The sequence below is a fragment of the Exiguobacterium sp. SH1S21 genome (assembly GCF_004337175.1).
Taxonomy (GTDB): domain Bacteria; phylum Bacillota; class Bacilli; order Exiguobacteriales; family Exiguobacteriaceae; genus Exiguobacterium; species Exiguobacterium aurantiacum_A.
The window spans coordinates 198,770-216,923 of the sequence record NZ_SJUY01000004.1; the positions used below are offsets into that span (position 1 = coordinate 198,770).

The following is an 18,154-nucleotide window of genomic DNA, read 5'->3' on the forward strand; positions in this document are numbered from 1 at the left end:
TGACGCTTGGTATGATGGGTAGAGACTGAACAGAGAGGAAGAACGCTGTGAATATATTTATGACCGGTGCGACCGGATTTTTAGGAGGGCGGCTCGCCCGCGAACTGATTGCCCGAGGACATCGACTTTGCGTCTTGGCCCGAACGCCACAGAAAGTGACGGCGATGTTTACGAAGAGTGAACTTCGTTCGATTGACGTGCTCGCCGGTGATTTGACGGCTCCGCTCCTTGGAGCGGACGAGGCGTTTATCCAATCAAACGTTGATCAATTCGATTTGGTGCTCCACATGGCGGCGCTCGTCAAATTCGACGAAGAATTGCGCGAGGAGCTGTTCGATACGAACTTGACGGGGACGAGACAGGCCCTCGCTTTAACGAAGGCGTTGCACTGCCCCCGCTTCTTCCATGTCAGCACGGCCTACACGCTCGGGGCTCGTGAAGCAGGCGATGAGACGCTATATGCGACGGACCAGCCGTTCCATAATCCGTATGAGGAGAGCAAGGCCCATGCCGAACGCGAAGTATGGGCGGCCCGACACGACCTCGCCGTCTCCATTTTCCGTCCGGCAATCATCGTCGGCGACTCGAAAACCGGGGAAGCCGACTCGAAGTTCACGATGTACGGTTACATGCGCGCCCTCGAGGTGTTCAAGCGCCGCCTCGAGCGTCGAGGTGCCCCGGCCGAACCGATCCGTCTGCTCGGCTCGGAGACCGGTACGTCTAACCTCGTCCCGGTCGATTACGTGGCCGACGTGTTGCTCGCCGCCATCGAGCACGCCCGCCCGAACACGATTTACAACGTGACGAACGATGCCCCGCCCCGGAACGAGACGATGCTCGAGTATATGAAGCAGGCACTCGCGTTCCCGCATCTCAAGATCACCGAGACTCAATCCTCAAAGCTCAGCAACGTTGAGCACACGTTCAACGAGATGGTGAAAGTGTTCAATCCTTATTTGAATCGTAATATCGTCTTCAACGATCAAAATACGAAGCAACTTTTGGCCGATGCCGGCTATAAGCCGCTTGATTTGGATGAACGGTCGCTCCGCCGGATCGTCGACGCCTACTACGATACGAAGTGACATCAAAAAACGGACCTGACAAATTTGTCAGGTCCGTTTTAAAATGATTACTCAACTCTTGTCGCAAACGAGAACGATTTTACCGTCCTGAATCTCACTTTCAAGTGATTCGACCATCTGCTTCGTCAGCCCGAGGCTCTCGAGCTGGTCAAGGCGGTCATCCGAGTTTTTCGTGAATTTTGACACGAGTGATTCCCACATGCCCTTCTCGGTGATGCGGTAAGGCTGCACACCCGCTTCGGCAGCGAGTCGAATCGTCAATTCTTCATCTTTGGCAAATAAGTAAATGCTCTCATTGACGCATCCGCCCGACACCATTCCGTTCACTTCATGGTCGACCGAAGTCATATCTGGCACAATTCTCGTTTCTAACATCTTTCATCCTCCTAAACGTTCGCTTTCTAAAATCGAATAATATACTATTCCCGAAAAGTGAGTCATAAAACCCGATTGGACGAATCGTTTTATTAACAAGAGGTCAATGTATCGTGCAAGACCAATACTCGATCTCGAAATGGTCGACAAGCGCTTGGATGCGCTGTCGCTCTCCGGCTTCGGTCTCCACCCCTTCCCGCCCGGCTTTTATCCGAAACTGTTCGGGTTGCGAACTGAGCTTCGAGACTTTGTAACCGGCCTGTTGCAACAGGCCCGAAACGATTTCAAGTTTCTCGCGCTCAGGCGATTTGAACGTATGCGACACTTTCATAACATTCTCCCTTCCCCTTTTTCTCTGACGTATTGTATCATATCAACCGGGAAGTACCGCCGTGCTATCAAGTTTTCATTGATGATATAATAAGAACAATGAGACAAGGAGTGATTGAGATGCCGAGACAGGATATGAACACAATCATGCTCGACTATATGAATGAGAAAGAGGACTATGAGGCGTTCGCCGCCAAGCTGAAGTCGCTGCTGAGCGAACTGTTGGACGATGCCGGGATCCAGTTCCACTCGATCGTCGCCCGAGCGAAAGAAGCCGAGAGCCTATATGCGAAACTGTCCCGCAAGCCGTACCAGTACCGGTCGCTGCGTGACGTCCAAGATTTGGCCGGGATCCGGATCGTCACTTATTTTCATGATGACGTCCGCGCCGTCGCCCATATTCTTGAAGAAGAGTTTCGAATCGACCGCGAGCAGTCGATCGACAAGTCGACGTTGCTCGACCCGAACGAGTTCGGATACCTGTCCGTCCATTACGTCGTCGGATTGAGCGACAAACGGCTCGCCCTCGGTGAATATCGCCGTTTTGAGGAGAAAGAGGCCGAGATCCAAGTCCGCTCGATTCTCCAGCACGCCTGGGCCGAGATCGAGCACGATTTAGGTTATAAGAACCCGAACGCGGTCCCACCAGAGATTAAGCGCAGCTTCAGCCGTGTCGCCGGACTGCTCGAGATCGCGGACTCGGAGTTCGTCAATATTCGCAAACAGTTGCGCACGTTCGAACAAGAGACGGTCGAACGGATCGTCGAGTCACCGGAGAAAGTCACGATCACCCGCGATAACTTGAACTACTATATCGCCAACGACGTCACCGTCGAGAAGCTTGATAACGCCATCTTCCAAAGCGACTGGCTACTCGAGACCGACTTGTCGACCATCGTCGAGCTGACGCGCATGTTCCATTATGCCGAGATCCGAACGTTCCAAGATTTGAGGGATACGCTCGATCGTTACTTCAATCGAGCCGTTCAATGTGCGACGCTACTGCCGTCCTCGTTGCTGCCGCGTCAAGGGATGGGTGTCGTCTATGCCGTTCTCGCCAAACTGCTCGCGGAAGGCGATGATCAACAGATCGAATTCTTCTTCCGTCGGTTTTATCCGGACTTGAAGCATTACGACGAAATCATTCAAGAATTGCGTATCCACGAAGAGCCATCATAACTTTACAGACTTCATGTTTTTGTTGTAGAATGTTTTTATGTACTGAAATATATGCAAATAATGATTTTTTATAGAAGGGACTTTCGAGGATGACAACACCTGTACACACGGCATCCCGTCGCCAGCTCGTCGCAGACGCTGAGCGTGGGATTCGCATGAACTACCGCGGAGTGAAAAAGAACCTCCGCTCGATGTTTTCGCAATACTTGACGCGTAACGAATTCTTCATCCTCCGATCGCTCTGTCAAAATAGTCCACAAATCGCCTCGGCTTTGTCGAATGAGTTTCAATTCTCGGCCTCGATGATCACGGCCCTTGCTGATGAGTTGACGAAAAAAGGCTTGATCTCGCGCGAACGCAGCGATCGCGACCGTCGTGTCGTCGAACTTCAAGCGACAGAGGAAGGCCGTGTCTTGTTCGAAACGCTCGAACACATGAAAATCGAGTACTTGATGGACGTGTTCGGCGATTTTTCAGACGAAGAATTGGTCCTTCTCTCGAAGTTGCTCGATCGCATGGACGCCTAAGGCGAACCAGACTTTATAGTGAATACGACTTAAAACAAGCAACAGGTCCCGAATCATCGGGACCTGTTGCTTGTTTTAGATATCAGATTCATTCACCTAGCTGCGCCTGATTGGCTGCCTGTTCACGCGCCCTCATCTTTTCATTCCATCTTCGGTGCTCTTCAAAAAACAAGTCTTGCTCATTATGGAGACGCATTTCTCTCATTTTCTTACTCAGTTCCCGTTTCTCTTTCACTGAGTCACGACCTAACACGAACTGCCAAGTCAAATATATGCCGATCGCAAGTAGGAAACTGCCGCTGCCAGTCCCAACTCTCTCGTAACTGAATAACCAAAAAACAATGAACAGTCCTACATTTGCGATGTGTTTTCTTTTTAGCACGCTCTGTTAAATCCCCCGTCAATTTATTCAATCAATTTTCCGACAGTTTATAATATATCAAAAAACTCGGGATGATTTTCATCCCGAGTTGAAAAATTGTGCTATTGCTTAACAATCGCCGTGACGACGATCCGGTCTCGATACCCATGTTCTGGGTCATAAGGACCCGCACACGTGATGAGTTGAAGACGAACCGATTGTGTCGCTGCGAAAATCGAGGCGAGCGGAACATCTTCGACCCGGTACCGTTCGACTGACACGACCTCATATTCGATCACTTGCTTGTTACGTTGGAGCGTCACCTGCTCTCCAAGTCGTATCTGATCAAGATTAGCGAAAATGGCCGGGCCTTGTAAATCGTCTAAATGTCCGGATAAGACGACGTTTCCTTTCGCTCCTGCTTTCGCCCCGTAACGATACCAGCCGACCTCGTCTGCTTCAGCCGGTGTGTCCATCCGATCGTATCGGTCTTTACCGACCGGTTGGATGACAGTATCGACGTCAATAGACGGAATTTTCAGTCGTTTCGGGACGAACGTCTCAGTGTGAAAGGACTGACGATCGATTTCAGTGGCGGCCAACACGAGCGGGTCTGCGAATCCGACAGTTGAAAGTTTCGCATCCATGTCCGGGGCGTCCGCTACTGGTGCTACGATGAGGAACGAGAACGTTCCGATCAAAAGTAGCTTAAGCGTCTTGTTTCTGACGACGAAAGACGTAGAAGCCAGCTGCTGCTGCGCCAAGTACTGCTGCTGCGAGCAACCAGTTCATTGAAGCTGTCTGAGCGAGACCACCTTGACCTGTCTCAGGAGCTCCTGCCATTTCTCCACCATCAGCTGCGAGGAGTACTTCGAAAGCAGGCTCCCCTTCAAGAAGTCCGATTGCGAATGCCGTATAGTTTTTACCGCCTTCGAGGGCGACGCCATCAAGTGCTTTTACGACGTCAGTCGCGCCAGCTGGGCGAACTTCAAGATCGTACGTTCCAGCATCGAGTGTACCATAGTCACTGACTGCTTTGAACTCGAGGTTTGAGAAGAGTGGGTCTCCACCTTTTGGAGCTACATCGACTGCAGGTGCGTCAGGTGCGAAGTGAGCGACGCGGACTTTCGATTTGCCTTCTTCAAAGTTGGCGTCATCTTCCATCGCTGCGATCTCGATGTTTGCAAGTTGACCGATCGCTGCCGCTGTGTAGAATTTACCAGCTTCGATTGAAAGGTCGGCTGCGACGACGACTGTCTCAGTGTCGCCTGCTGGTTTGATTTCGACGTTGTAGTCACCAGCCGGTAGTGTCAAGTAATCCGTAAGCGCTTTGAACTCCGCGCCTTCGACTGCGACTTCACCGTTGACATAGACGTCCACCGCAGGGGCGTCAGGCGAAGCGTGGAGCACACGGACCATCGCGTTCTCGTGTCCATCTGCACTGACTGGCAGGATGAACGCGAACGCTAGAGCGAGTGTACCAAGTAAAGACATCAATTTCTTCATGTGAAATTTCCTCCTTTTTTTCCTTGGGTTGACCGATCGACTGCATACGACAAGTTTGATGCGATGCTGCATAGTGTGCTACATCTGATTGCTATGTAGCTGGTGACATCTTAAACTTAAGACAACAGGACGACGGCGTAAAGATGACGGTGTGCTTTGAATATGCCGGTCGGCACATTTGGTTGTTACCGTTTTCTTTACATAGTCTTCCTTCCCGTTCCCATAAATTTAAAAACCCCGTAACGACCTGTTACGGGGTTGAATGTGCTCGAGCCCACTCGATATCGTTGACGAAGACCGCATCGACACCGAGCCGTTCGAACCGTTTCAGCTGTTCGATCGTCTTGACCGTGTACGGACGGACCTTAACACCGTTCTGTTGAATGAGCTTGATTTCGTCATCGGTCATCGTTCGGACACTTGGATGCACGCCTGTCGCCCCGAGCTCGTTCAAGTAGCCGGCCAGGTCGAACAGCGGTTGGGCGATGAGCGCGGCAGACTCGTACTCGGGTGCTAACCGCTTCAACCGGTAGAGCGTCTCATGATTGAAGGAAGAGAACAGGACGCGGTCGGCCGGGAACTGATGGGCTCGCAGCGTCTCGACGAGCCGGTCTTCGATCCCCTCGTACCGGTCGATGTCCGTCTTCACTTCAAGGTTGAGACAGGCGCTCGTTCCTTTTACCAAGTTTAACAGGTCGTCTAGTGTCGGAATACGCTCCTCGAGGTCGAATAAGACACCGGCGTTGTATCGTCCGAGCTCGGACAACGTCATCTCGGCAATACGGCCCGACCCGTCAGTCGTTCGGTCGATCGTCTCGTCGTGAATCAAGACGAGGCGACCGTCTTTCGTCAAATGGACGTCCGTTTCAATCCCGTCGGCATGGGCGGCGAGCGCTGCGCGAAACGCCGCCATCGTGTTCTCCGGGAACTGGTTCATCACCCCGCGGTGCGCGAATAGCTTCATCGGAAGACTCCTTACTCGGTGACGTATTTTTTCGTCAAATAGCGGACGAGCGGACCGACCGAGATATCGCCTCCGGTCACTTGCTTGATCAGCTCGTTCGGGGTGAGCGACTTACCGTGGCGATGGACGTTCGTCTCGAGCCACTGTTTGATCGGGCCGAACTCGCCTTCATGCACTAACGTCTCAAAGTCGGCCCGTTCCGATTTGAGCGTCTCGGTCAACTGCGCCGCATAAATCAATCCGAGCGCATAGCTTGGGAAGTAGCCGAACGACCCGCCGGCCCAATGGACGTCTTGCAATACGCCTTTCGCATCATTTGGAACCTCAACGCCTAAGTATTCTCGATATTTCTCGTTCCAAGCACTCGGCAGCTCTGCGACGGTCAAATCGCCTTGGATGAGTGCCTTCTCAAGCTCGTAGCGGATGATGATATGGAGGCTATACGTCAGTTCATCCGCCTCGATCCGGATGAGCGATGGCTTCGCCTCGTTCACGCCCGCGTAGAACGTATCGAAGTCGATATCTTGAAACGCCGGATGTCGTTCTTGTAGCCGTGGATAGACGCTACGTAAAAACGCCTCGCTGCGCCCGACGAAGTTTTCAAAGAAGAGCGACTGTGACTCATGGATACCCATCGATGCGCCTCCCCCGAGTCCGACCTCGTCAAGCGCCTCGTCGATCTGTTGCTCGTACGTCGCGTGGCCCGCCTCGTGCATCGTCCCGAACAGGGCGTTGCGGAAGTCCGACTCATCATACTTCGTCGTGATCCGCACGTCGCGGCGGTTGATCGTGATCTCGAACGGATGCACGGTCGCGTCGAGACGACCGCGGGACAAGTCATAATCGACGACCCGCATCCAATCGTGACAGATCTGTTCTTGCACCGCCGCCTCCATCGACCAGTCGAGTTCATGCTTGCTCGACTTCAACTGACGGATCAACGGGACGAGCTCGTCCCGTAACGTCTGGAACAATTCGTCGAGTTGTTCGACGGTCATACCCGGTTCGTAATCATAGAGCAACGCATCGTACGGATGCGTCTCATATCCGAAATAATCCGCGAACTTACGCTGGAACGCGACGATTTTTTCTAAATACGGGGCGAATGTGCCCCAATCGTTCTTGTCTTTCGCCTTTTCCCATGCCGTCTCGGCTTCAGAGACAAGTGTCACATAGGCCTGATACTCCGCCGGAGGGATTTTGGCGTTCCGTTCATATTGCGTCTTCGCCACGGCGACCGAGCGGACCTCGGTCGGTGTCAACTCTTCGGTCGCTGTCATCTCGGCGAGCAGTTCCGCGAACGAATCGCTCGTCTGACGTTTGAACGCCTCTGTCGACAAGTAACCGATCGTCTCGGCACGAAGCGGGGCCGACTGTTCCGGCATCTGTGTCCGCATGTCCCAATATAGTAGCGAGATCGCTTCATCGAACGCACGTAACTGTTTGAAATGTTCACGCCATTGCTTTGTAATTTCCATCTGATTCCCACCCCTATGACAGTTGTTTCCTTACCTCTCTACTTTAATCGATGTGACGAAAAATGCCTATTCTTTCGACACATCCGCTTTTTGCTCATAGTGGAGCGGCTTCGTCGCCGGACCTTCAAGGACGTTTCCTTGCGTGTCAAAGCGCGATCCATGGCATGGACAGTCCCAAGACCGCTCCGCGTTGTTCCAATTGACGCCGCAACCCATGTGCGTGCAACGGGTCGATACGAGATGACAGTTGTTGTCGAGATCCCGATAAGCGCCGACTTTCTTGCCATCGACGTGAACGATCCCACCTTCGTCGAGTTGGAGGTCGTCGAGCGAGCCCGGCTTCTCGAGCGTTCCTTTGACGAATTGGGTAGCCGTGTCTATATTCGTCTTCAAGAACTGACCGACATCCGCCGGTTTGAACTTCGAACGGAGCGGATCCAACAGTTCGGTAAACCGGTTCTCGTGACCGGTCAGTAGGTCGACGAGCAACAGCCCGGATGCGATCCCGTTCGTCATCCCCCATTTGGCGAATCCGGTAGCGACGAAGATGTCCGGTTCACGACTGAACATTTGACCGACGTAAGGAAGATGGTCCAACGTGATCAAGTCTTGGGACGACCAACGGAAACTTGATTTTTTAGCGCGGAACGCCTCATTCGCGAACTGCTCCAACCGGTCGTAGCGCGTCCGCGTCTCCGTCACGTGACCGCTCAGATGCCCCTCCCCTCCGACGAGGACGTACGAGCGATGGCCGTCATCGAACGTCCGGAACGAGCGACTCGGCGAATCGACGCTCAAATACATGCCGTCCGGCACGGGACCGTTCGTCTCGCAAGCGACGATGTAGGACCGTTCGACCTCAAATTTCGAGAAGTATAGTCCACGGATGTCGTTGAACGGATAATGCGTCGCGACCACGACTTGATCGGCTTGGACACGGCGCCCGGTCGATGTCGTGACGATGGGACGAGGGCTTTGGCTGATCTCCGTCGCCCGTGTTTTCTCATAAAGCTTCCCGCCCGCTTCGACAAAACGACTCGCCAGTTCGTTCAAATATTTCACCGGATGAATCTGGGCTTGGTCGCGGATGACGGCTGCTTGTTGTACCGGAAATGGAAAGACTGCGTTGACCTCGTTCGTCGCATCCCCACCATTCAACCCGATTTTTTGATACGCCTCGATCTCGGAGGCCAGCTGACTCGAGCTGTCGATCGTATAAAGATATGAATCTTTCACTTCGTAATCGATGTCAAACCCGGTTTCGACTTGACGTCTCAAATAGTCGAGCGCCTCATCGTTGAACTCATAGTAAAGACGTGCCATCTCTTCATTGAACGTCTGCATCAATTTCGAATAGATGGCGCCATGCTGGACGGAACATTTGGCCGTCGTGTGCCCCGTCGTGCCGCGGCCGACTTCCATCGCTTCGAGCAGGACGACCTGCTTGCCCCGGTTTTGAAGCTCATAGGCGGTGACGAGTCCGGCGATCCCCGCCCCGATGACGACGATGTCACAAGAAACGGAACTCTCGAGTCGTGGATACTGTAGGGTGCGATCGTGTTGTCGCCACAATGAATTCGTGAATGGATAGCGATGCATGATGATACCTCCTTTAGGAATGAACGTGTCTGCTTATGTGTATACCCATTCCCTTCTGTTTCATCACTCGATAAATATTGACCTGTTTCTCGATTTTGATGACGATTTCATTGCCCGACATCCATTATGGTAGAAAAGTAAACTATGAAGGAGCGATTGCAAAGTGAAACGTACCCGTAGACACCGTAGACACACCTATATAATGAGACGCTTGACTGTCGGCTTGATGCTCGTCGGAATGATCGCGATCATTCCGGCACTCATCGGCTTCAAGCAAGAAACGCCGATGAAACCTGGTCCGAAGGCGCCGGTGACAGTGACAGTGCCGGTCAAAAAAGGACCGACTTTCCCGAACATCCCGATGCAAGAATGGACCGAAAGTTCAACCTTGACCGTCGACCCGGAACAGATTCATGTCGGGGCGATGACGTTCGTTGATTTGACGGACGGTGTCGTCTTGTTGGACAAACACGGGGAGGAGCGTGTATACCCGGCCAGTACGACCAAGCTGATGACGGTATTGCTCGCCTATGAGAAAGCGGAGGTCTCCGGCGAAATGGACCGCCCCGTCGTCGAAGTGCACGCGACGACGCTCGACATCCCCTGGGACAGTCACATCGTCCATCTCGCCGTCGGCGACCGCCTGACCGTCCGGCAAGCGCTCTACGCGACACTGCTCGAATCGGGAAACGATGCCGCCAATAGCTTGGCGGAGTATGTGAGCGGCTCGACGGCAGAATTCGTTGAACTGATGAATGAACGGGCCCGCGTCCTAGGCTTGACTGGCACGAACTTCAAAAATGCCCACGGCTATTCGGACCCGGACCACTATACTACGGCACGCGACATGGCTAAAATCACTTACGCATTCGGGACGTATCCCGAACTCGTCAAAATCGCCGGAACATATGAGTACGAGGCGAAGTTCGAAGACAAAGATGGATTGATGAAGCGACGGTGGTGGTATCACCTCGGGTCGGCGATCAACAGCCGCAGCATCCACTACTCGGACCTCGTCAAGGCGACGAAGACCGGCTATACCGACGAATCGGGCTACACGATGGTGTTCTTAATGGAGCATCAAGGCAAGCAGTACGCGCTTGTGACGATGCAGGCGCGTTCCGGACAGACGTTCCCGACGATGCGGTTGGTCGAACAACTCGCATTCGGACGTCAGGCTGAATGAACGTTACATATGACGAAGACCTGAACTGATCGGTTCAGGTCTTTTTTTGTGGCGTGTTCGTCTTCAAAACAGCCGCTTATGTTACAGATAGATTACAGAGGCATTGCCTCAATATTTCTAATTGTCAGAATATTTAAACTTTTTGAATGAAAAATAGCCTGTTCATCCGTTGGTATAATGGGCTTTAGAGCCGTTTTTATGAAAAGATGACAGTTTGCAATCATTCTGAAGGTCCGTTAAGGTTAGTGACAAGTTCGTAAAATCAGTTGGTTTCGTCATCTTTATGGGAGACTTCCCACATTTCAAACCAAAACTGTTGAACAACATTGAAAGCGTACAGGAGGTAATCAAATGTTATGGCAAGAATGGGTATCCATCGCGCTTTACCTCGTGATGATGCTAACTATCGGTTACGTCGCTTATAAGCGAACGACCGACTCATCAGATTATATGTTAGGCGGCCGCAAAATGGGGCCGGGTGTTACCGCCATGTCAGCCGGAGCTTCGGATATGAGTGGTTGGATGTTAATGGGTCTTCCGGGGGCAATGTATGCCACAGGATTATCAGCGATTTGGTTAGCCGTTGGATTGGTCATCGGAGCTTACTTGAACTACTTGTTAGTCGCTCCCCGTCTACGTGTCTTCACGGAGATGGCAAATGACTCGATCACGATTCCTGACTTTTTAGAGAATCGGTTCCGAGATCACTCGAACTGGCTACGGATCCTATCAGCGTCCGTTATCATCATCTTCTTCACGTTCTATACGTCAGCTGGACTTGTGTCTGGCGGGAAGTTGTTCGAAAGCTCGTTCGGGATCAACTATCAGACCGGTGTCATCGCCACGATCAGCGTCGTCATTCTTTACACGCTCTTCGGTGGATTCACTGCTGTTAGTTGGACAGACTTTGCACAAGGAATTATCATGTTCATCGCACTCGTACTCGTACCGGTCGTCGCTTTGACAGACGTCGGTGGGATGTCGAACGCTGTCAACACAGCGACAGCGATCAACACTGACCTGTTCGACTTGTTTAAAGGGACGACAACGCTAGGGATCATCGGTCTCCTCGCTTGGGGACTCGGTTACTTTGGCCAACCGCACATCATCGTTCGCTTTATGGCGATCAGAGATGTGAAATCATTGAAAGCGGCACGTCGGATTGGTATGGGCTGGATGACCGTCTCGATCATCGGTGCGGTCATGACCGGCCTCGTCGGTATCGCCTACTTCCGTGGTCAAGGCAATCCGCTAGCTGACCCGGAGACGGTGTTCATCCGTTTCTCTGACGTCTTGTTCCATCCGTTCATCACCGGATTCTTGCTCGCAGCGATCCTCGCAGCCGTCATGTCGACTGTATCGTCGCAATTGCTCGTCACGTCGTCGGCGTTGACTGAAGACTTCTATCGTAAGTTCTTCAACAAAGATGCAAGCGATAAAACGATGGTACTCGCCGGTCGAATCGGCGTATTGACGGTCGGTATCGTGGCGACACTCATTTCGCTCAGCCCATCGAACACGATCTTGACGCTCGTCGGTTATGCTTGGGCCGGATTCGGCTCGGCCTTCGGTCCAACGATCCTCTTGTCGCTCTATTGGACGAAGATGACTCGCCAAGGCGCACTCGCCGGTATTCTCGTCGGTGCCATCACGGTCATCCTTTGGATCATCACGGGACTCTCGAGCGTCATCTATGAGATGGTGCCAGGCTTCTTCTTGAGTATGCTTGCCATCGTTCTCGTCAGCACGTTCACGAGCCAACGCGAACAAAAACGAATCAACCGTGAGTTCAGTGAAATGGAAACAGAACTTGCTGCCGCTAGAAAAGATTAAGTCATACAAAACGCTCGACCCAATTCACGGGTCGAGCGTTTTTTGTCGGTTGTACTTCTTTAGTACATCGTCCCCGCCATCACCCAAAGTTGGAGGAAGAACGTGGCGAGCACGAGTGCGAGCATGGCATTTCTCATCCATCGATTTCGGTTCCAATAATACGCCATTAAGACGAACGGATGAAGCGCGGTCAATTCGTACGGATTGAACCAAAACCAGGTGAGGATCAAGACAATCAGAAAGTAGAGCACCGATTTCTGTTTCGTGGCACGATACTCCCGCCACATGTCGTAAGCCCCTTTAAAAAAAGCGACGAACGTGACAACCCAAAATACGATAACAATTATATTATTCAATCACCTTACCACCTTCATGAAACGTTTTCGAAATAGAAGCCACCCCAGTAAATATGTCGATACGTGAACTCCTTGCCGCTCTCGGCCGTGATCACAATCTCATCTTCGGTCAAGACGAGCACGTGAACGGGGACCTCCCCTTCCCGTAGCATCGGGCTGAACAGCTGGAACTGCTTATTCAACCACTTCCGTTCCGTGAAGTCACGATAGTGGTGCAGTGCCAACGACGGGTGGACCAAGAACACTCCGACGATCAAAGCGATGGCACCAGGAGAAGCGGAGAGCTCGATCAGTAAAAACAGGACGAGCACGAGTGACAAGACCGCATAGCCGAATTCTAACAGCTCCATCAAGGAAGCCCGGCTGGCGACCACGTATTGGATGACACGAAACGTGACGTACAGCAGGAGGCTGACCATCAAGTATTGCGAAAATGGAGCGGTGCTCATTGAGATATCCAAATAAAAGAGTACCGGTAATAACATGACCCACTTCCATAATTGTAAGGCGAGGTAAAACAATGTTTGATCGATGAAACGACGATTGTGTACGAGCCGTTGCATATCCATGTTTCCCACCTCCGATTAAAAGATGTGTCTTAACGGTATCATTCCCTCAATCGTTGAATGATAACAAGCATTTGCAGGTCAATCGGAAATTTCTTTTTGTTCAATGAGCGTCGCGTTCAATAGCCCTCCGAGGAGGATGACGGAAGCCGCCAAATAAAACCAAACCAACAAGATAATAAACGCACCGAGCTGACCGTAAAACTGTTCGTAGTTGGCATATTGAGAATAGTAGCTGAAGACGTTGGATACTGTCAATATGCCGATAGTAGCGAGTGTTGCCCCGGCCCAACTGTCACGGAACGTCCCGCGATGGCTCGGCAGCCATTTGTAGACGAGCAGGAAGACACCAAACATGACGAGCGTCCCGACGACCCAGCGGAAGTAAAACCATATTTGCGCATATCCCGCGACGATGTCGTCGACAAAGATGATCCGTGTCGACAGTTCGCGCAGCGCGGTCTCGGCCACAGGGATGACCAATGAGAACGGCAGAACGAACATGAGTGCCAGCGTGACGGCGATGTCCTGGAGAGCCCCTCTTAAGAAAGACTTGTTCCGGATGAGGCGATACGCATCATTCAATGACCGGACGAGCGACTGGACCGCCATCGACGAAATCCATAGCGCCGGCAAAATGCTGAGCGACGCCAGACGCAGCCTCGAGTCGTCAAATATCGCCTCGATGTTCCCTTCTAGCAGTCGGTAGCTCGCTTCCGGCATGACGAGAGATAGCGCCGAGATGACGTCCCCGCTCGTGAACGGGAGCCATCCAACAATGCCGAGGACGAACAATAAGAACGGAAACGTCGACAAGATGAAATAATAAGCCAACATCGCGGCTTGGTCGAAAAAACGTTCGGCAAAAAAGCGCTTGAATAAAACTTTAAACGTCTGTATCATGCTGTCTACTCTTTTCTTAATTTATTTAATATAAATGCGGTATGTGAAATAAAAAATTGTTGCTTGAAAGGCAAGAATACGACAGTCGTTGCCTATTCTTGCCTCGTCCTTAACTGATGTGTTCTCGTTTCGATTCCCACGCCTCTAGATGTTCCTTGCCCGGCAGATCGACGTCATCGCGCGAGAACACCGGATCCCGTCCGGACCGTTTTTGGGCGACGTAATCGTCGAGCAACAACTTCGCAACTTTGCTGAGACGGAAGATGGCGTACATGTTGACGAGCGCCATCAATCCCATGAAGATGTCGGCAATCGACCAGACGAGTCCGGCCGAGCGGACCGAGCCGAACATGATCATCCCTAGCACGGCGATGCGATAGATGACGATATACACTTTCCGTTCCGAGATGAACTCGATGTTCGTCTCTCCGTAGTAATAGTTCGCTAAAATCGAGCTGAAGGCGAACAACAGGATGGCGATCGTCATGAGCGTCGTTGCGACCGGTCCTATCTCCGTCAGTAGCGCCTCTTGCGCGAGCTCGATGCCTTGGAAGTCTTCAGAACCGGGAACCCCGGAGATCAAGACGATCATCGCGGTCGCCGTACAGATGAACAGCGTATCGACGAAGACACTGAGCGATTGGATCAACCCTTGCTTCACCGGGTGGCTGACCTCGGCGGTCGCGGCGGCGTTCGGCGCCGACCCCATCCCCGCCTCGTTCGAGAACAAGCCGCGCCGTATGCCTTGAAGCACCATCGCTCCGACGGCCCCGCCTAACAATTCTTGGAATCCGAGCACACCTTCTGAGAAGATGGCCGAGAACACGGCCGGAACGACGTCGAGATTCGTCAGCACGACCCAGAGCGCTAGCAAGATATATCCACCCGCCATGATCGGGACGATGATCCCGGACAACGTCGAGATCGACCGGATCCCGCCGAAGATGACGATCCCCGTCGCAACGGCCAAGATAACACCAACCCAGACCGTATCGATGGCGAAGACGTTATTGACAGAAAGCGCGATCGTGTTCGCCTGCACGGAGTTAAAGGCAAAGCCAAACGCGAACGTGATGAGAATCGCAAAGACGATCCCGAGCCAACGTTGACCGAGCGCCCGCTCGATGTAATAGGCCGGTCCGCCGCGCCACGCCTTGCCGTCATGCACTTTGTACACTTGGGCGAGCGTGCTCTCGACGAAAGCCGAGGCCGAGCCGATCAAGGCGATGAGCCACATCCAAAACACGGCCCCAGGTCCCCCGAGCGCGATCGCGGTCGAGACGCCGGCGATATTCCCGGTACCGACCCGTGCCGCCGTCCCGATGGCGAACGCCTGGAACGAAGACACTTGCCCTTTCTCGTGTTTGATTCCTTTGACGAACAATAACTTGAACATTTCAGGCAACATTCTAAACTGCACGAATCCCATCCGGATCGTGAAGAAAATCCCACCGGCAATCAATACAAAAATAAGAACGTACGTCCATAACAGGTCGTTCGCTTGCATGACCAATTCGCGGACATCCACTGCGCATCCCCTCCTTTTATGGAGTTCTTACCCGGTCTAGCCCCGCCAAAAACGATTCCGTCACCGTGTTGCCGCGTCCAGTATTTGTTCACAAAGGGCATGGGTCGTCAAGCTGTCCTCGGCGCGAACACAACCGTTCGGCTCCCCGTTCAACAGTTTGAGAAACGCGTCGATCATCGTCGTAAAGCCGCGCCGTGTCAAATTCGACTCCCACGGGCTCAAGGCGCGCTCGAGCATGCCGTCGGGCATAAAGTCGTAGACGCGCTCGACGTCTCGAGAGACGCGTTTTAGACCCGGTGACATCACTTCCATCACTTCTTCGGTGCAGCCGTTGTCCCGGTTCATGATGCCGACCGCCTCGACGCCGCCGGCCGTGAAATTGATTTGGAGCTGCTTGAGCGTATCCCCTTCATAACGCGTCCGAACAGACAAGTCCTCGACCGGATTGAGACCGGTCAAGTAACGGAGCGTGTCGACGACGTGGACGAAGTCCTCGATGATGAACTCACGCAGCGTCGCCGGCTGATATGTACGATTCTTTTGGATCAAGACGAGGTTCGGGTTCTCGACTTCTTTGAGCGCCGCCGTCGCCGTCGCAAAACGACGGTTGAAGCCGGTGACGAGTTCGACCTCGTGCTCGTCTGCGAGCCGGACGAGACGTTCCGTCTCCTCGAGCGTGAACGTGACCGGTTTATCAATGAAGACGTGGACACCTTGACGAAGGGCATACTCGGCTTGTCCGGCATGCGCTGACGTCGTCGAATGGATCAACACCGCATCCATCTCACCGAGCGGGACGTCCTCAAGCGTTCTGAAGTGACCGCTGAATCGATATTGACGGACGAGTTGTTCCGCTTTCCCCTGATCCCGCGAGACAAGGTAAACGTCTACCCCGTCTAACCCGGCATAGACCGGTAAGTATGCTTTCTTGGCAACATCACCTAAACCAACAACGACTAATTTCATTTCAACATCACTCCTCTTTCGATTGACTGAACAAAACCCCAAAGCGTCGGCCCGGGGTCGATGGTTCATTTAATGGACCGCTAAAATTTCAAAACTCGTGATCGGCTTACGAATCGCATCCGATACGATTTGATAAAGATCAGCGAGTTGCTCGTTATCGTTCAAGTCCGGCGTTCGATCAAGCTCGACTTCACACGTTCGTGTCGTCTGCTCCTTGTCTTGAAACGCATATTCGATGGTGTACGACTGCATGGCACGTCTCCTCTCCACTATGTATACGTATGTATAACCTGTAACTGAACGATTGAAACGCTTCAAGCAGATCAAGTCAAATCGTTCAAGTTATATATATTCAGAAATCCTACAATTTCCAATCATAAGCCTTGTATAATCATTCAAAGATTCCTAGAATGAACAAGTGTGTACCAAGTGATTAAAGGAGTTTTTAAATGAAAGCACGATTTACTTATTTAGCCTTACCGCTGGCGATGTTTCTACTGGCCGGATGTAGCACCGAAGAAGTGTCATCCCCTATCGATGATACGACTGAAGTGACCGATTCGCAAGAGGAATCGTCCGATGTACCCGATTCAACAGAGGAATCTGTCGAAGTGGTCGATTCACAAGAAGAATCCGCTGTCGAGACGGAAGCGGAGGAACAACAACCGACTAGCGATCGCTTCTCTGGTTATGAACGTGTCGAAGTCGACGGTGGTGATTTGTCCGGACATCGCGAGGCGAATGTTGTCGTCGACGTCGGTTTCGGAGACCGTGAGTATTGGGCGTTCACGAACGATCATGGGCAACTCGTGAAAGTGACAGCTGACGAGATCATCCTACAAGATGATGAGAACGAGGATGTCACCTCGTCAGGACGCTACTACTGGGACGAGGCGAAAGTCCCAGGTGTCGAACATAGCAAGCTAGATGAAGGACATGTCATCGCCGATTCGCTCGGGGGCGTCTCTAACGCCTTCAATATCACCCCGCAAGACAGCACGCTCAATCGGCACGGGGACCAGGCTTATATGGAAAGTGTGATTCGTAGTGCGGGCGGGGCGACCGATTTCGAGGCCATCATCACGTATCCGGATACCGAGACGCAAATCCCGTCGAGCTATCAATACACATACACGTTGAAAGGCAATGTCATCGTCGACACGTTCGACAACGTGAACCCAGACGAGGTGAACGAAGCGCTCGGATTGACCGAAAGTGAACCAGAACCGGAGGCTGCTCCCGCTCCTGCTGCTGAGCCTGCTGGCGACGTATCAAGCGTCGATGCAAACGGGAACGGGCAAGTGACGATCCAGGAAGCGAAAGATGCGGGCTTCAGCATGCCGATCACGAGCGACCACTGGCTCTACCCGCACATGCGGGATAATGATGGGGATGGAATGGTCGGAGAATAA

At 52.5% G+C, this 18,154-nt stretch carries 19 protein-coding genes; 6 read left to right on the plus strand and 13 right to left on the minus strand.

The window, feature by feature from the left end; genetic code table 11:
* Nucleotides 1-47 precede the first annotated feature (47 nt).
* The gene (locus EVJ24_RS07840) at nt 48-1,085 is read left to right on the plus strand and encodes an SDR family oxidoreductase (protein ID WP_070327226.1); all 1,038 of its coding nucleotides are present in this window, start codon (nt 48-50) and stop codon (nt 1,083-1,085) included.
* Between the two features lie 51 nt (nt 1,086-1,136).
* Here the strand turns inward: EVJ24_RS07840 and EVJ24_RS07845 are convergent, their stop codons facing one another.
* Both EVJ24_RS07845 and EVJ24_RS07850 read right to left on the minus strand, forming a co-directional pair.
* Nucleotides 1,137-1,460 carry a general stress protein gene (locus EVJ24_RS07845; protein ID WP_035386614.1) on the minus strand — a complete coding sequence of 108 codons (324 nt, stop codon included), beginning with the start codon at nt 1,458-1,460 and terminating at the stop codon, nt 1,137-1,139.
* A 103-nt stretch (nt 1,461-1,563) separates the two neighbouring features.
* Nucleotides 1,564-1,791, minus strand: a complete 228-nt coding sequence (locus tag EVJ24_RS07850; RefSeq protein ID WP_131440766.1) for a hypothetical protein — start codon at nt 1,789-1,791, stop codon at nt 1,564-1,566.
* Between the two features lie 134 nt (nt 1,792-1,925).
* On the opposite strand from EVJ24_RS07850, the gene EVJ24_RS07855 reads away from it, so the two are divergent.
* Together EVJ24_RS07855 and EVJ24_RS07860 are read left to right on the plus strand one after the other, a co-directional pair.
* Nucleotides 1,926-2,969 carry a GTP pyrophosphokinase gene (locus EVJ24_RS07855; protein ID WP_233589544.1) on the plus strand — a complete coding sequence of 348 codons (1,044 nt, stop codon included), beginning with the start codon at nt 1,926-1,928 and terminating at the stop codon, nt 2,967-2,969.
* Between the two features lie 89 nt (nt 2,970-3,058).
* Nucleotides 3,059-3,496, plus strand: coding sequence for a MarR family winged helix-turn-helix transcriptional regulator (locus EVJ24_RS07860; protein WP_071397555.1), 438 nt, complete (start codon nt 3,059-3,061; stop codon nt 3,494-3,496).
* 483 nt (nt 3,497-3,979) lie between these two features.
* Here the strand turns inward: EVJ24_RS07860 and EVJ24_RS07865 are convergent, their stop codons facing one another.
* The 5 genes from EVJ24_RS07865 to EVJ24_RS07885 all read right to left on the minus strand — a co-directional run bounded on the left by EVJ24_RS07865 (nt 3,980) and on the right by EVJ24_RS07885 (nt 9,404).
* Complete coding sequence (locus EVJ24_RS07865; protein ID WP_236637598.1) at nt 3,980-4,621, minus strand: class F sortase; 642 nt, start codon at nt 4,619-4,621, stop codon at nt 3,980-3,982.
* Nucleotides 4,566-5,363: a DUF4397 domain-containing protein gene (locus tag EVJ24_RS07870; RefSeq protein ID WP_131440768.1), complete on the minus strand. Its 798-nt coding sequence runs from the start codon at nt 5,361-5,363 to the stop codon at nt 4,566-4,568. The genes EVJ24_RS07865 and EVJ24_RS07870 overlap by 56 nt, the downstream gene beginning before the upstream one ends.
* A 250-nt stretch (nt 5,364-5,613) precedes the next feature.
* Nucleotides 5,614-6,327, minus strand: a complete 714-nt coding sequence (locus tag EVJ24_RS07875) for a glycerophosphodiester phosphodiesterase (RefSeq protein ID WP_131440770.1) — start codon at nt 6,325-6,327, stop codon at nt 5,614-5,616.
* 11 nt (nt 6,328-6,338) lie between these two features.
* Nucleotides 6,339-7,805, minus strand: a complete 1,467-nt coding sequence (locus tag EVJ24_RS07880) for a carboxypeptidase M32 (protein ID WP_131440772.1) — start codon at nt 7,803-7,805, stop codon at nt 6,339-6,341.
* 66 nt (nt 7,806-7,871) lie between these two features.
* Nucleotides 7,872-9,404, minus strand: a complete 1,533-nt coding sequence (locus EVJ24_RS07885) for an FAD-dependent oxidoreductase (RefSeq protein WP_131440774.1) — start codon at nt 9,402-9,404, stop codon at nt 7,872-7,874.
* A gap of 202 nt (nt 9,405-9,606) precedes the next feature.
* Between EVJ24_RS07885 and EVJ24_RS07890 the strand changes: the two genes are divergently transcribed.
* Nucleotides 9,607-10,590: a D-alanyl-D-alanine carboxypeptidase family protein gene (locus EVJ24_RS07890; RefSeq protein ID WP_131440776.1), complete on the plus strand. Its 984-nt coding sequence runs from the start codon at nt 9,607-9,609 to the stop codon at nt 10,588-10,590.
* Nucleotides 10,591-10,941: 351 nt separating this feature from the next.
* The gene (gene putP / locus EVJ24_RS07895; protein ID WP_131440778.1) at nt 10,942-12,423 is read left to right on the plus strand and encodes a sodium/proline symporter PutP; all 1,482 of its coding nucleotides are present in this window, start codon (nt 10,942-10,944) and stop codon (nt 12,421-12,423) included.
* A 59-nt stretch (nt 12,424-12,482) separates the two neighbouring features.
* Here the strand turns inward: putP and EVJ24_RS07900 are convergent, their stop codons facing one another.
* From EVJ24_RS07900 to EVJ24_RS07925, 6 genes are all read right to left on the minus strand, one after another.
* Nucleotides 12,483-12,710, minus strand: a complete 228-nt coding sequence (locus tag EVJ24_RS07900) for a hypothetical protein (protein ID WP_131440780.1) — start codon at nt 12,708-12,710, stop codon at nt 12,483-12,485.
* An 83-nt stretch (nt 12,711-12,793) separates the two neighbouring features.
* Nucleotides 12,794-13,348: a hypothetical protein gene (locus EVJ24_RS07905; RefSeq protein ID WP_070327215.1), complete on the minus strand. Its 555-nt coding sequence runs from the start codon at nt 13,346-13,348 to the stop codon at nt 12,794-12,796.
* A gap of 78 nt (nt 13,349-13,426) precedes the next feature.
* Nucleotides 13,427-14,248 (minus strand): YihY/virulence factor BrkB family protein, encoded by an 822-nt coding sequence (locus tag EVJ24_RS07910; protein ID WP_131440782.1) that lies wholly within the window; start codon nt 14,246-14,248, stop codon nt 13,427-13,429.
* Nucleotides 14,249-14,357: 109 nt separating this feature from the next.
* Nucleotides 14,358-15,776 carry an alanine/glycine:cation symporter family protein gene (locus tag EVJ24_RS07915; protein WP_201740361.1) on the minus strand — a complete coding sequence of 473 codons (1,419 nt, stop codon included), beginning with the start codon at nt 15,774-15,776 and terminating at the stop codon, nt 14,358-14,360.
* A gap of 60 nt (nt 15,777-15,836) precedes the next feature.
* On the minus strand, nt 15,837-16,742 hold the full coding sequence (locus EVJ24_RS07920) for a Gfo/Idh/MocA family protein (RefSeq protein WP_131440786.1): 906 nt from the start codon (nt 16,740-16,742) through the stop codon (nt 15,837-15,839).
* A gap of 69 nt (nt 16,743-16,811) precedes the next feature.
* Entirely contained in the window at nt 16,812-16,994 is a 183-nt protein-coding gene (locus EVJ24_RS07925; RefSeq protein WP_131440788.1) for a hypothetical protein, read from the minus strand.
* Between the two features lie 197 nt (nt 16,995-17,191).
* Here EVJ24_RS07925 and EVJ24_RS07930 point away from each other — a divergent pair, with 197 nt between their 5' ends.
* Nucleotides 17,192-18,154: a DNA/RNA non-specific endonuclease gene (locus tag EVJ24_RS07930; protein WP_131440790.1), complete on the plus strand. Its 963-nt coding sequence runs from the start codon at nt 17,192-17,194 to the stop codon at nt 18,152-18,154.

Excerpts from the sequence above, each read along its gene's own strand:
- EVJ24_RS07845 (WP_035386614.1), bottom strand. The coding sequence starts at position 1,460 with ATGTTAGAAACGAGAATTGTGCCAGATATGACTTCGGTCGACCATGAA.
- EVJ24_RS07850 (WP_131440766.1), bottom strand. The coding sequence starts at position 1,791 with ATGAAAGTGTCGCATACGTTCAAATCGCCTGAGCGCGAGAAACTTGAA.
- EVJ24_RS07855 (WP_233589544.1), top strand. The coding sequence starts at position 1,926 with ATGAACACAATCATGCTCGACTATATGAATGAGAAAGAGGACTATGAG.
- EVJ24_RS07860 (WP_071397555.1), top strand. The coding sequence starts at position 3,059 with ATGACAACACCTGTACACACGGCATCCCGTCGCCAGCTCGTCGCAGAC.
- EVJ24_RS07870 (WP_131440768.1), bottom strand. The coding sequence starts at position 5,363 with ATGAAGAAATTGATGTCTTTACTTGGTACACTCGCTCTAGCGTTCGCG.
- EVJ24_RS07875 (WP_131440770.1), bottom strand. The coding sequence starts at position 6,327 with ATGAAGCTATTCGCGCACCGCGGGGTGATGAACCAGTTCCCGGAGAAC.
- EVJ24_RS07880 (WP_131440772.1), bottom strand. The coding sequence starts at position 7,805 with ATGGAAATTACAAAGCAATGGCGTGAACATTTCAAACAGTTACGTGCG.
- EVJ24_RS07885 (WP_131440774.1), bottom strand. The coding sequence starts at position 9,404 with ATGCATCGCTATCCATTCACGAATTCATTGTGGCGACAACACGATCGC.
- EVJ24_RS07890 (WP_131440776.1), top strand. The coding sequence starts at position 9,607 with ATGAGACGCTTGACTGTCGGCTTGATGCTCGTCGGAATGATCGCGATC.
- putP (WP_131440778.1), top strand. The coding sequence starts at position 10,942 with ATGTTATGGCAAGAATGGGTATCCATCGCGCTTTACCTCGTGATGATG.
- EVJ24_RS07900 (WP_131440780.1), bottom strand. The coding sequence starts at position 12,710 with ATGTGGCGGGAGTATCGTGCCACGAAACAGAAATCGGTGCTCTACTTT.
- EVJ24_RS07905 (WP_070327215.1), bottom strand. The coding sequence starts at position 13,348 with ATGGATATGCAACGGCTCGTACACAATCGTCGTTTCATCGATCAAACA.
- EVJ24_RS07910 (WP_131440782.1), bottom strand. The coding sequence starts at position 14,248 with ATGATACAGACGTTTAAAGTTTTATTCAAGCGCTTTTTTGCCGAACGT.
- EVJ24_RS07920 (WP_131440786.1), bottom strand. The coding sequence starts at position 16,742 with ATGAAATTAGTCGTTGTTGGTTTAGGTGATGTTGCCAAGAAAGCATAC.
- EVJ24_RS07925 (WP_131440788.1), bottom strand. The coding sequence starts at position 16,994 with ATGCAGTCGTACACCATCGAATATGCGTTTCAAGACAAGGAGCAGACG.
- EVJ24_RS07930 (WP_131440790.1), top strand. The coding sequence starts at position 17,192 with ATGAAAGCACGATTTACTTATTTAGCCTTACCGCTGGCGATGTTTCTA.